The sequence below is a fragment of the Rhizobium sp. L51/94 genome, assembly GCF_019355555.1.
GTDB classification, from domain to species: domain Bacteria; phylum Pseudomonadota; class Alphaproteobacteria; order Rhizobiales; family Rhizobiaceae; genus Rhizobium; species Rhizobium rhododendri.
This window is the reverse complement of sequence record NZ_CP072141.1, coordinates 3,688,622-3,700,165: the sequence shown is the minus strand read 5'-3', so window position 1 is coordinate 3,700,165 and position 11,544 is coordinate 3,688,622. Positions and strand designations below refer to the sequence as shown.

Here is an 11,544-nt window from a genome sequence, read left to right as displayed (position 1 = left end):
CTTCTTCGTCGTGATATGCTGTTGGCATATGGCGGCGAAGGAGCTTGACATGAACGAACGTGTAAATGAGCCAGACGAGGGCGTTGGCGTCACGGTCAGCATCTTCAAGAACGGGCGCAGTCGCGCGGTGCGCATACCGAAGGAATTCGAGTTCGAGGGAGATCGAGCGATATTAGTCCGCCAGCCGGACGGGTCTATCCTGATGAGGACGGCGGTTACGGCTGGGCTGATCAACTATCTGCAGCAAGCTGAGGCATGGGATGGCGAGGACTTCCTCATCGGCCACGACGATGAGGAACCGCTGCGAGAGGTGGATCTTTGACAACCTTCATGCTCGATACGAACATCGTTTCGGCGATGGTACGTGATCCCCGGGGGAAGGTGCTGGAAAAGATGATCGAGGTGGGCGAGGAGAACGTGCTCATCAGTATCATCAGCTACGGTGAGATCTGTTACGGCGTACAAAAAAGCGGTTCTCAACTGCTGTCAAAAAAGGTCTTTGCGATCACGCGGCGGCTCTATGTCGCGTCACTGAGCATGCCGTGCGATAAGCGCTATGCTGAGGTGAGACTGGCCTTGCGACAAGGAAAAAACATCGGGCATAACGATCTTTGGATCGCGGCCCACGCCCTGGCGCTAGATGCGGTGCTGGTGACGAACAACGAGCGAGAATTTTCCCGCGTGCCGGGATTAAAGGTTGAAAACTGGCTGCTCTAAACGCAGTCATGAGGGCAAGGGAAGACTAGGGTATGGGTAAGGTTACAGGATTTATGGAAATTGACCGGCAGGTTGGCAAGTACCAGCCGGCGTCCGATCGTATTCGTCATTTCCGCGAATTCACAATCCCGATGTCGGATCCCGAGGTCCAGAAACAGGCCGCCCGCTGCATGGACTGTGGCATCCCCTATTGCCACGGCCCGACCGGTTGCCCGGTGCACAACCAGATCCCCGACTGGAACGACCTCGTCTATAACAACAACTGGGAAGAGGCGATCCGCAACCTGCATTCGACCAACAACTTCCCGGAGTTCACCGGCCGCGTCTGCCCCGCGCCTTGCGAGGAAGCCTGCACGCTCAATCTGGAAGATGCGCCGGTCGCCATCAAGACGGTCGAACAGGCGATTGCCGACAAGGCCTATGAGCTCGGCTTCATCCGGCCGCAGCCGGCCACGGTCCATACCGGCAAGAAAGTCGCGATCATCGGATCGGGTCCAGCTGGCCTTGCTGCCGCCCAGCAGCTCGGTCGTGCTGGCCATGACGTCCATGTCTATGAGCGGGAATCCAAGGCCGGCGGCCTGCTGCGCTACGGCATTCCGGACTTCAAGATGGAGAAGAACTTCATCGACCGCCGCGTCGAGCAGATGACCGGCGAAGGTGTGACCTTCCACTACGGGGCCAATGTCGGCGTCGACCTGCCGGTCGAGCAGTTGCTCGCCGAGCATGATGCCGTGCTCTATTGTGGTGGCTCTGAAACGCCGCGCGAAAGCGGCGTGCCCGGCACGGAATTGTTCGGCGTCCACGATGCGATGCCGTATCTGGTGCAGCAGAACCGCCGCATCGGCCGCGAAAACATCGACAGTGTCGGCTGGCCATCCGATCCGATCCTTGCCGGCGGCAAGCATGTCGTCGTCGTCGGTGGCGGCGATACGGCATCGGATTGCGTCGGCACGGCCTTTCGCCAGGGCGCTGTCCGCGTCACCCAACTCGACATCCGCCCGCAGCCGCCGGAAAAGGAAGACAAGCTCGCCGTCTGGCCGTTCTGGGCTACCAAAATGCGTACGTCATCTTCGCAGGCAGAGGGTGCGGTTCGCGAGTTCCAGGTGGCGACACTGGAATTCATCGGCGAGGACGGTGTTCTCACCGGCGTCAAGTGCTGCGAAGTCGATGACAAGCGCAAGCCGATCGCCGGAACTGAATTCGTGATCCGCGCCGATCTCGCCTTTATCGCCATCGGTTTCCGGGGTCCGTTCGCGGACGGCGTGCTGAAGGAGATGGAAGGCAAGATGACGGTCAATACCGACCGTCGCGGATCGACCAACGTCGTTGCCAACGACAAGGACTACCGGACCTCGGTCGACAAGCTCTGGACGGCCGGCGACGTGCGCCGCGGCCAGTCGCTGGTCGTCTGGGCCATCCGCGAAGGCCGCCAGGCGGCACGCGCCATCGACGAGGCGCTGATGGGAAGCACGGTGCTTCCGGCCTGATACATCGCCTCCCTGGCAGCCCGGTTCGCCGGGCTGTTTTTCTTTGTCAGCCCTTTAGCGGAAACCCGGCCATGGCTTTGAAACTCTACCTTGCGGGGCCGGAGGTTTTCCTTCCCAACGCCCGCGAAATCCTCGATGCCAAGGCGGAGATGACCCGCGCCTACGGTTTCGAACCGATCTGCCCCGGCGATATCTCGATCGAGCCGGCGCCGACCCGCCATGAATTCGGCCTGAAGATCAGCGCTGTCGACGAGGACATGATGAACCGTGCGGATGGTGTGATTGCCAACCTGACGCCGTTTCGCGGCATTGCCGCCGATGTCGGCACGGCCTTCGAACTCGGCTACATGTGTGCGCAGGGAAAGCTGGTTGCCGCCTACACAAACATCACCGCCAACCATTTTGCGAGAACCAGCGATTACTATGGCGGTGACGTCAGCGAAGGGGCCGATGGACGCAAGCGCGGCCCGGACGGGATGTCTCTGGAGGATTTCGAGATGATCGAAAACCTGATGCTGCATGGTGGCATCGAGCGTCGCGGGGGACACATTGCCTTGCATGCAGCCGATGCTGGCCGGCTCTACTCGGACCTCACAGCCTTCGAGGCGTGTCTCGTGGCGCTGGCCGGACGCTCTAAAACGTAAACTTTGACGCAATCAGGGCTTTGTCGCGTCCGGCAACCTGTAATCGTCGACGCGGCCTGCAGGCGCGGGGGCGATTTCGCCTTTCTCGACGAGCAGGTCGCGGGGCGACGGCGGGCCAGATGTAGACGGGCCCGCATTTCCGAGAAGCACCGATCCGCCATCGAGTTCGGGATCGGAAAGGCTGATGGGAGGGGTGCGGGTTTCCGGCGCAGCCGTTTCCTTCTCGGGCATCGTAGCCGGATTGATCGTCGTATCGGTGTCGAGGCGCACGATATCGGGGCTTGCCTGATCTCCGAGCAGCCTGCGGATCGGCTTTTCGGCGTAGAAGGCCATCTTGCGCCGGCCGGCATCGGTCATATTGACGCCATCGGCAGTGCGCAGGCGCACCTGCTGGCCGTTGATGTCGGAGCCGGTGACGATGAACTTGCCGTCTTCATCGGTAAAACCACCCCAGAGATCGACGAACTCGCCGCCTGTGCTTTCCACCTGGCTCTGGTAGATCTGGTTAAGCCTGACGACATCGGCGGTCATGTCGTCGGAACCAAAAGGTGGCAGGCCAACCCAGATGAGCGGGATATGCCGCGTGGCAACGAGCTTTGCAAAGGCCTGCACCCGTTCCTCGTAGGCCAGCAACCAGGTATCGCTGCCGAATTTCTCGTTGAGGCCAGGGGCGATCATCTGCTGGCGATCGTTTGCGCCGATGGTGACGACCACAACGGCCGGCTTCAAGGCATCCAGCATCTTCGGCAGTTGCGCCTGCCAATCGTAGTAATCGGTACGCACCAGGCCGGAGGCGATATTGCCGCGTGTCTGGATGGCCACGCCAGGGGAGGCGGAAAATGCGTCCCGTAGGCCGTCGCCGAGGCCCGTGGCAAGAAAGTCGCCGACCACGAGCACGGTCTTTGCGGAGTCGAGCTTGGCGGTCGGCTGCGCCGTGTCGGGCTTTGCGGTCGTTGCTTTAGCGACGGGCGGCGAGGCCCTCTTCGGAGGTCGGGGCTGGCGGCGGGGAGGTGAAGGATACTCGTCATACCGGGGCTGGCGTTCTGGCGCAGCTTGCCGGCCAAAGAGCAAATCCATGAGCGTACGGCGCTCGTAGCGTTGCTGGGCGCCTGCCGGAATAACCGTGACAAGCACAAGGCAGCCCGCCGCGAACGCCGCAACAAGCAGCCTCGCGGCTTTTCTTGCCGTCTTCAGCGATTGGATCATCCGGGATCGCATCCTGCTCGTCTCCGGGATATTGGCCGACATTGGCCGAACGGCACGGCGGGTGCTAGCGGCGCAATGCCTTCAACAATTCCATCGAAGGTTCGCCATCGGCGCCGAGCCCCAGCCGCCCCTGGACTGCCGCGATGGCTGCCTTCGAGCCGGAACCGAAATTGCCGTCGACGATGCCGTCGTAATAACCGAGCGATTTCAGTCGCGTCTGGAGTTCGAACTTCTCCTTGACGTTGAGGGCGCCGGATGGCCGGGGCCAGGATTGGCGCATGCCGCCATAGCCGGCGATCTCGTCGGCCAGCATACCAACGGCGATGGCGTAGCTGTCGGCGGCGTTGTAGCGCTTGATGGTGAAAAAGTTGTTGGTCATCAGGAAGCCCGGACCGTTGGCGCCGCCCGGCATTTTCAGCTGGGCACGATCGGTCGCGAGGCGAAACGCCTTGCCGTCCGGCCTTGTGAAACCGAGCGCCGCCCATTCCTTCAGCGTATGGGTCTTGCCGGCCTGGGCGCTGCCGCCCTTGGGAACGACGACCTCGTAGCCCCATGTCTTGCCCGTCTGCCAGCCATTCTTCATCAGCAGGTTTGCCGATGTCGCAAGGGCGTCGGGGACGGAATGCCAGATGTCTCGGCGGCCGTTGCCGTCTTCGTCGACGGCGTAGAGAAGGTAACTCGTCGGAATGAACTGCGTGTGACCCATGGCACCGGCCCAGGAGCCCGTCAGGTTATCCGGCGATACTTCGCCCCTCTGCAGAATCTTCAGCGCGGCAATCAGCTGCGTGCGGGCGTATTTGGCCCGCTTGCGGTCGGCGTAGGCAAGGGTCGCCAAGGCGCGGGGCACGTAATGCAGCCGCTCGTCCTTCTCCAGAACTGCGCCGTAATTGGATTCCATCGACCAGATGGCGAGGAGAATGTTTCGGTCTACGCCATATTGCTTTTCGATCGTGCGCAACGTCGTCCCGTATTTGGACGCCATTTTTCGACCGACCTCAACGGTATAGGGGTTGACGCGGGAGTCCATATAGTCCCAAATTTGCGTCGTGAACTCGGCTTGAGAGCCGGCTTTTTCCAGTACGGTCGGATCCGGGTCGTTCACACCGGCGAAGGCCCTCTGATAGGTCGCCTTGCTGATGCCGCTTTTCTCGGCTGTGTCGTAAAAGCCGGTAATCCACTTCCGGAACCCTGTGTCTGCAAAGGCGTTATGGGGCGCTAGCCCCGCAAAAACGCCAAGCGCAACCGCGAGGGAGAGACTAGAAAAGGAGTGTTTGCGAGCTTGGGTCATAGAAGCCGTGTCCGTCATCATGATGGCTCGTAACGGCACTGCGCCGCATAGGCCAAGCTTAAGTTTAGACAAACAAAGTCAACAAAATCTTTACCATGCAACGAGGCCGCGGTCATCTTTCGCCAAATCGTAGCAATTTTAAATTAGCGATGGCTTCGTTTGCCTGATCAACTACGGGCGGATCGCCCAGGAGGTACGTGTGGGACTGCATAAGAAAGTACGTAAGGCTGTGTTTCCGGTCGCTGGCCTTGGAACGCGGTTTCTGCCGGCAACAAAGGCAGTACCGAAGGAAATGCTGACGGTCGTCGATAAGCCGGTCATCCAGTACGTCGTAGACGAGGCGATGGAAGCCGGCATCGAGCATTTTGTCTTCGTCACCGGACGCAGCAAGCACGTCATTGAAGACTATTTCGACATTCAGTTCGAACTCGAGCAGACGCTGCGCCAGCGTAACAAGAAGGCCGAGTTGACGCTGCTCAACAACCTGCTGCCGATTGCCGGCACGGCCAGCTTTACCCGCCAGCAGGAGCCGCTCGGCCTCGGCCACGCGGTCTGGTGTGCGCGTGAGATCGTCGGCGACGAGCCGTTTGCGCTGTTGCTGCCCGACATGGTCATGCAATCCGATGTCGGCTGCATGAAAAGCATGATCGAACTCTACGAGCAGAGCGGCGGCAACGTCATCGGCGTCGAGGAATGTGCGCCGGACCAGACCCATAAATACGGCATCGTCGGCGTCGGCGAAAGCATCGGCAACGGTTTCCGGGTGACCGAAATGGTCGAGAAGCCGCCGCAGGGTTCTGCCCCGTCGAACTTCTTCATCAACGGCCGGTACATTCTCCAGCCCGAGATCTTCCACATCCTCGAGCATCAGGAGCGCGGCTCCGGCAATGAGATCCAGCTGACCGACGGCATGCTAAAGCTTGCCAAGCAGCAAGATTTCGCTGGCTACCACTTCAAGGGTGAAACCTACGACTGCGGCGCCAAGGATGGCTTCATCCTCGCCAACGTCGCCTTCGCTCTGTCGCGTGCCGATATCCGTCCGACTGTCGAAGACGGTTTCAAGGCGCTGCTCGCAGCCCTGAAGTAACGACCAAGCGCTGCTCGCCTTTCGGGGCGGGCGGCTCCCTTTCCCGAGCGTTTCTAACGCTTTACCGTCAGACCAAGGCCCGCGCGGAATTGGCGCGTATCGTCGCCAGAGTTCTGGGTCGTCAGTTCGTAACCGATATTGCTGGTCATATCGAGGTAGCGATTTATTCCCCACGTCAAGCCGAGGGCCGCATCATAGACCTGCTGGTCTCTGGTGGTGCTGCCATCCGTATAATTGCGCCATGTGGTGCCGCCGGTAATCTTGCCGGTGACGGTGTCGCGGATCTGATGGGCTACCGTGCCGGTGAGCTGATAGGCGACATAGCCGCTCTCGCCGGCGGTGGTCGAAGGCTGCACCGTTGTCGCAAAACCGAGGCTGACATCCGTGCCTCGTTGCGGCGACCAGGCGATGCTGCCATCCACGGTCGGCGAATCGATTGACGCAAGCCGCGCATCGTCGAAGCCGGTGTGCTGGTAGCCTATCCCAAGTTCGCCCCTCAGCTTTTCGCCAAGATCGAGCTGTACGCCAGCCTTTGCGCCATAGCTGCTGTTCGAGCGTTCATAGCCGGCGCTGTCGCGCTTGTCGTCATAGAGCGCCTTGCCAACCTGGACCTCGAGAAACGGGATGAGGGCGGGAGACAGCTCATAGCCGATCCGACCGCGCCATGTGCCAGCCGTCTGGTTGCGATCGCTGAGCGACACCAGCGTGCCATCCGCCAGAGTAGCATCCGAATAGACGGTGCGGGCGAGGGTCACTGCGGTCGTGCCGCGCAGCAGGCCGAAATCACGCTCTATCGACGCGCCGAGATCGTACTCGTTGACGTTGGATTGCTTTGTCGCGCCGCTCAGCGCGTTGGGATCGTCGGTGTCCTCGCGGAAAAACTTGTATCCGCCTGTCAGGTGGGCCGTGGTCTGCTCGGCAAGATCGAGGCGCAGGTCGGCGCCGAGATTGATGCTTGGCTGCTCCTCGCCGGTGCCGCTGACATTGCGCTGCCAGATGCCGTTGCCGGTGATCGTCAGCTGGTGGCGATCCCAGTCCGATGTCAGCGTGTTCTCGAAATCCGATTGCAGGTAAGTTCGGTGATCGTTGGTGCCGCCGCCCTTGTTGGTCTCGACATTGTAGGACTGGTTCACCGACGGTCGGAGCGTGAAGGTGCCGAGCTTTATACCGAGTTGCTGGTCGTCGGTTGGTTTTGCCTTGGAGCGCAGGCTATTCAGGTCGCTGCCGCGCATGTTCACGCGGCCGATGTCGTCGTCGAGGATCGACCCCGTCCTGAGTGTGTCGGGAGCGTCGAAGACCAGCCGGGGATTGGGCCGGGCATCGGCGTCGGTCGTCCTGGCGTCCGATGTCGTAGCCGTTGCGGTTGCTGTTGCTGTTGCGGTGCCGCCCGTATCCGTCGTTGGGGTAACGGGCGCATTCGGATCGACAGCAACCGGCGTCGTGGCGGTGGCAGCCTGGTTCACGGCCTGCGCGGCTGACTGCATCGGCGCCATCAACAGTCCGCAACCGAGCGCCGCCGTGACGGCATATGCCGTCACGCTGCGCGAGTGGTCAGCCGCCTTGTCTTTGCCAATTGCCATGCTATCCCGTGCCCGGAAGCTCGAAGTCGTTAACCCACCGTAAAGGCATGTGGTTAACGCTTCGTTGCGAAAGGCCGGCCTCGGTGTAGGTCACCGGGTCTTAGCCAGCTTTCTCGCATGGACAGATTTGGCAAAAAGCGCTAACCCGTAGCCATGAACAAGCGAGCTTTCAATCCGGTCGAGAACGGCGCAATCCAATCGGCGATGCGGACGATCGAAACCGAAAGACGGGGCCTCGAGGCGCTGGAGCGTGCCTTGGCCGATGGACTGGCGGAGCCGTTCTCGCGCGCCGTGGCGCTGATCGGCGATATCACCGGCCGCGTCATCGTTACGGGTGTCGGCAAGAGCGGGCATGTCGGTGTCAAGCTGGCGGCGACGCTGGCCTCGACGGGAACGCCGGCCTTTTTTGTGCATTCCGCCGAAGCCAATCACGGCGATCTCGGCATGATTGCCCATGACGATGTGATCATTGCCATGTCGTGGGGCGGCGAGACCGCCGAGCTCAAGGGCATCCTCAACTATTGCCGTCGCTTTTCGGTGCCGCTGATCGCCATCACCTCCGGCGCGGCGTCCTCGCTCGGCCGTGAAGCCGATGTGGTCCTGCTGCTACCGAAGGAGCAGGAGGCCTGCCCGCATGGCCTGGCGCCGACGACATCGACGTTGCTTCAACTGGCCATAGGCGATGCGTTGGCGGTGGCGCTGATGGAAGCGCGGGGCTTTACCGCCAGCGACTTCCACGTCTTTCATCCCGGCGGCAAGCTGGGCGCCAGCCTGACCCACGTCGCCGATATCATGCACACCGGCGAGCGTGTACCGCTTGTCCCCCAAGGCACGCCGCTGCCGCAGGCGATCAGCACGCTGTCAAAGATGCGCTTCGGTTGCGTAGGCGTTCTCGATGCTGACGGACGGCTCTGCGGTATCGTCACAGACGGCGACATCGCGCGCAATCTGGGCCGGAGCCTCGCCGAGCTCAATGTCGATGATATCATGACCATCGACCCGAAGACGGTGCGGGCAACGACGCTCGCGACAGGCGCGATGGCAGTTCTCAACAACAACAATATCTCGGCATTGCTGGTCGTCGACGAAGACCGCCGGCCTATCGGGCTGGTGCATTTCCACGATCTGTTGCGGATCGGGGTTGCCTGATCAGGCAGGCTCCACCGTCAACTGCCGGCCGTCGCTGCCGATGACCTTGACGCGGGTTCCTGCGGGCAGGTCGGGGCCGATGACCTTCCAGTAGGTATCGTCGAGATTGACGCGTCCGCGCCCTTCGACGATGGGTTCGTTGAGGACCGTGGTGCGGCCGACAAGACCGGCGCTGCGCTGGTTGAGAAACGGCTCATCGGTTTCATGCCTGTTGCGATAGACATACCGTCGTCCGAGGAGCGCTGCGCCGACGGCGAGAGCGGCAAACAGCAGCATCTGCAGCTGCCAGCTCCAGATGCGCTCCTCCCAGAGGCCAAGCGACAGGGCGCCGACGATGATTGCGGCAAGTCCGATCCAGACGAGAAACACGCCGGGAACGAGAAGTTCTGCCGCCAGCAGTGCCAGCCCGAGCACCCACCAGCTCCAAGGTCCGAGCTGGACGACCAGATCGCTCAGCATGCGTCAGGTCTCCCGCGGCGGGTTCAGCGGATTGACCAGCGGCGTGGTGCGTGCCGGCGTGGAGCGCGGTCGAGGCGCTTGCTCGACAGCGGGTCGGCTGCTTGGCGCTTCGCCGCCGAACACTTCGCGGGCGATAGCGCCGATACCGCCGAGCGAGCCCAGAATGGAGGATGCCTCCATCGGCATCAGCACGATCTTCGAATTCGAGGCAGAACCGATTGCGGTCAGGGCCTCGGTGTATTTCTGGGCGACGAAGTAATTGATCGCCTGCACGTCGCCGGCAGCGATCGCCTGGGAGACGACGAGCGTCGCCTTGGCCTCGGCTTCTGCCAGGCGTTCCCGGGCTTCGGCATTGCGATAGGCGGCCTCACGCTGGCCTTCTGCCTGCAGGATCGCCGCCTGCTTGGCACCTTCGGCGCGCAGGATCTGGGCGTTTCGCGAGCCTTCGGCCTCGAGTACCTGGGCACGCTTTTCGCGCTCGGCCTTCATCTGCCGGCCCATGGCGTCGACGAGATCGCGCGGCGGCTGGATATCCTTGATCTCGACGCGGGTTACCTTGATGCCCCAGGGGCCGACGGCCTCGTCGACGACGCGCAGCAGCTTGTCGTTGATGATCTCGCGATTGGACAGCAGTTCGTCGAGGTCCATCGAGCCCATGACAGAGCGGATGTTGGTCATTGTCAGGTTGAGAATGGCGTTTTCGAGGTTGGACACCTGGTAGGCGGCCTGGGCGGCATTCAACACCTGGTAGAAGCACACGGCATCGGCTGAGACGCTGGCATTGTCCTTGGTGATGACTTCCTGCGTCGGTACGGCCAGCACCTGCTCCATGACATTCATCCGGGTGCCGATACGCTCGATGAACGGCAGGATCAGGTTCAGGCCCGGCTCCAGTGTGCGCGTGTAGCGGCCGAACCGCTCGATAGTGTAGCGATAGCCCTGCGGCACCGTCTTGATGCCGGCAAACAGAACCAGCACGACAAGCACCACGATCGCAATTACAACGATATCAAATCCACCCAGCATTATTTTTCCCATCCCTGTTCCACGGCAGCATAGCCCAGCCGATGGTGGAAGCACACCCGTTGCCGATGAAGTTGCGACAAACGATTTGTCGCAGGTCGTAAAAAAGCCGTTTCCAGCTGCGGATGTTTGCCCTAGAGAACGCCCATTGAACTAACCGGTCGCAGCCTACCCGGTAAAAACAAGGACACCTGTTATGAAAACCATCGTCGTCTGCTCCGGCGGACTGGATTCCGTTTCGCTTGCCTACAGAACAGCCGCAGAGGGATCTCTCCTCGGACTGCTATCCTTCGACTACGGTCAAAGACACCGCAAGGAACTCGATTTTGCCGCCGCCTGCGCCCAGCGCCTCGGCGTATGGCATGAAATCATCGACATCAGCGGCATAGGCCGCCACCTCACTGGTTCGGCTCTCACCGACAATATCGCGGTGCCGGACGGCCACTATGCCGAGGAAACGATGAAATCCACCATCGTTCCCAATCGCAATGCCATCATGCTGGCGATTGCCTTCGGCGTCGCCGCAGCCCGCAAGGCCGATGCTGTCGCAGTCGCCGTGCATGGCGGCGATCACTTCATCTATCCGGATTGCCGACCGGGCTTCATCGACAGCTTCCAGCGGATGCAGACGGAAGCGCTCGACGGCTATGCAGACGTGACGCTGCTGGCGCCCTACGTCACTGTGTCCAAGGCCGATATCGTCATAGATGGCGTGAAGCATGGCACGCCGTTCGTCGAAACATGGTCCTGCTACAAGGGCGGTGAGCGCCATTGCGGTCGTTGCGGCACCTGCGTCGAGCGGCGCGAAGCCTTTTCCATCGCCGGCGTCGTCGATCCAACCGATTACGAGGATGCAGACTTCTGGGTTGCCGCCACGGGCTCCTTCCGGGCGACGGAGGTGTAG

Annotated in this window: 12 protein-coding genes; 7 read left to right on the top strand and 5 right to left on the bottom strand. The window is 61.4% G+C overall.

Annotation, left to right across the window (positions count from 1 at the left end):
* Nucleotides 1–49: 49 nt before the first annotated feature.
* The 4 genes from J5274_RS17990 (at nt 50) to J5274_RS17975 (ending at nt 2,848) form a co-directional block, all read left to right on the top strand.
* Nucleotides 50–322, top strand: coding sequence for an antitoxin (locus tag J5274_RS17990; RefSeq protein WP_161990968.1), 273 nt, complete (start codon nt 50–52; stop codon nt 320–322).
* Nucleotides 319–717 (top strand): type II toxin-antitoxin system VapC family toxin, encoded by a 399-nt coding sequence (locus tag J5274_RS17985; RefSeq protein ID WP_224127948.1) that lies wholly within the window; start codon nt 319–321, stop codon nt 715–717. Before J5274_RS17990 ends, J5274_RS17985 begins: the two co-directional genes overlap by 4 nt.
* Before the next feature lie 32 nt (nt 718–749).
* On the top strand, nt 750–2,204 hold the full coding sequence (locus J5274_RS17980; protein ID WP_142830580.1) for a glutamate synthase subunit beta: 1,455 nt from the start codon (nt 750–752) through the stop codon (nt 2,202–2,204).
* A 71-nt stretch (nt 2,205–2,275) separates the two neighbouring features.
* Complete coding sequence (locus J5274_RS17975; RefSeq protein WP_142830582.1) at nt 2,276–2,848, top strand: nucleoside 2-deoxyribosyltransferase; 573 nt, start codon at nt 2,276–2,278, stop codon at nt 2,846–2,848.
* 12 nt (nt 2,849–2,860) lie between these two features.
* On the opposite strand, the gene J5274_RS17970 is transcribed toward J5274_RS17975, so the two are convergent.
* Nucleotides 2,861–4,054, bottom strand: coding sequence for a DUF459 domain-containing protein (locus tag J5274_RS17970; RefSeq protein WP_224127950.1), 1,194 nt, complete (start codon nt 4,052–4,054; stop codon nt 2,861–2,863).
* A gap of 64 nt (nt 4,055–4,118) precedes the next feature.
* Complete coding sequence (locus J5274_RS17965; protein WP_142830586.1) at nt 4,119–5,342, bottom strand: lytic murein transglycosylase; 1,224 nt, start codon at nt 5,340–5,342, stop codon at nt 4,119–4,121.
* A gap of 199 nt (nt 5,343–5,541) precedes the next feature.
* On the opposite strand from J5274_RS17965, the gene galU reads away from it, so the two are divergent.
* Nucleotides 5,542–6,429, top strand: a complete 888-nt coding sequence (gene galU / locus J5274_RS17960) for a UTP--glucose-1-phosphate uridylyltransferase GalU (protein ID WP_142830588.1) — start codon at nt 5,542–5,544, stop codon at nt 6,427–6,429.
* Between the two features lie 53 nt (nt 6,430–6,482).
* Here the strand turns inward: galU and J5274_RS17955 are convergent, their stop codons facing one another.
* Nucleotides 6,483–8,009, bottom strand: coding sequence for an outer membrane beta-barrel protein (locus J5274_RS17955; RefSeq protein WP_142830590.1), 1,527 nt, complete (start codon nt 8,007–8,009; stop codon nt 6,483–6,485).
* 153 nt (nt 8,010–8,162) lie between these two features.
* Between J5274_RS17955 and J5274_RS17950 the strand changes: the two genes are divergently transcribed.
* Entirely contained in the window at nt 8,163–9,158 is a 996-nt protein-coding gene (locus tag J5274_RS17950; protein WP_142830592.1) for an SIS domain-containing protein, read from the top strand.
* Here J5274_RS17950 and J5274_RS17945 read toward each other — a convergent pair whose 3' ends face one another.
* Complete coding sequence (locus tag J5274_RS17945) at nt 9,159–9,617, bottom strand: NfeD family protein (RefSeq protein WP_142830594.1); 459 nt, start codon at nt 9,615–9,617, stop codon at nt 9,159–9,161.
* Nucleotides 9,618–9,620: 3 nt separating this feature from the next.
* Nucleotides 9,621–10,646: an SPFH domain-containing protein gene (locus J5274_RS17940; protein ID WP_142830799.1), complete on the bottom strand. Its 1,026-nt coding sequence runs from the start codon at nt 10,644–10,646 to the stop codon at nt 9,621–9,623.
* 190 nt (nt 10,647–10,836) lie between these two features.
* On the opposite strand from J5274_RS17940, the gene queC reads away from it, so the two are divergent.
* Nucleotides 10,837–11,544: a 7-cyano-7-deazaguanine synthase QueC gene (gene queC / locus J5274_RS17935; protein ID WP_142830596.1), complete on the top strand. Its 708-nt coding sequence runs from the start codon at nt 10,837–10,839 to the stop codon at nt 11,542–11,544.

Excerpts from the sequence above, each read along its gene's own strand:
- J5274_RS17990 (WP_161990968.1), top strand. The coding sequence starts at position 50 with ATGAACGAACGTGTAAATGAGCCAGACGAGGGCGTTGGCGTCACGGTC.
- J5274_RS17980 (WP_142830580.1), top strand. The coding sequence starts at position 750 with ATGGGTAAGGTTACAGGATTTATGGAAATTGACCGGCAGGTTGGCAAG.
- J5274_RS17975 (WP_142830582.1), top strand. The coding sequence starts at position 2,276 with ATGGCTTTGAAACTCTACCTTGCGGGGCCGGAGGTTTTCCTTCCCAAC.
- J5274_RS17970 (WP_224127950.1), bottom strand. The coding sequence starts at position 4,054 with ATGATCCAATCGCTGAAGACGGCAAGAAAAGCCGCGAGGCTGCTTGTT.
- J5274_RS17965 (WP_142830586.1), bottom strand. The coding sequence starts at position 5,342 with ATGACCCAAGCTCGCAAACACTCCTTTTCTAGTCTCTCCCTCGCGGTT.
- J5274_RS17955 (WP_142830590.1), bottom strand. The coding sequence starts at position 8,009 with ATGGCAATTGGCAAAGACAAGGCGGCTGACCACTCGCGCAGCGTGACG.
- J5274_RS17950 (WP_142830592.1), top strand. The coding sequence starts at position 8,163 with ATGAACAAGCGAGCTTTCAATCCGGTCGAGAACGGCGCAATCCAATCG.
- J5274_RS17945 (WP_142830594.1), bottom strand. The coding sequence starts at position 9,617 with ATGCTGAGCGATCTGGTCGTCCAGCTCGGACCTTGGAGCTGGTGGGTG.
- queC (WP_142830596.1), top strand. The coding sequence starts at position 10,837 with ATGAAAACCATCGTCGTCTGCTCCGGCGGACTGGATTCCGTTTCGCTT.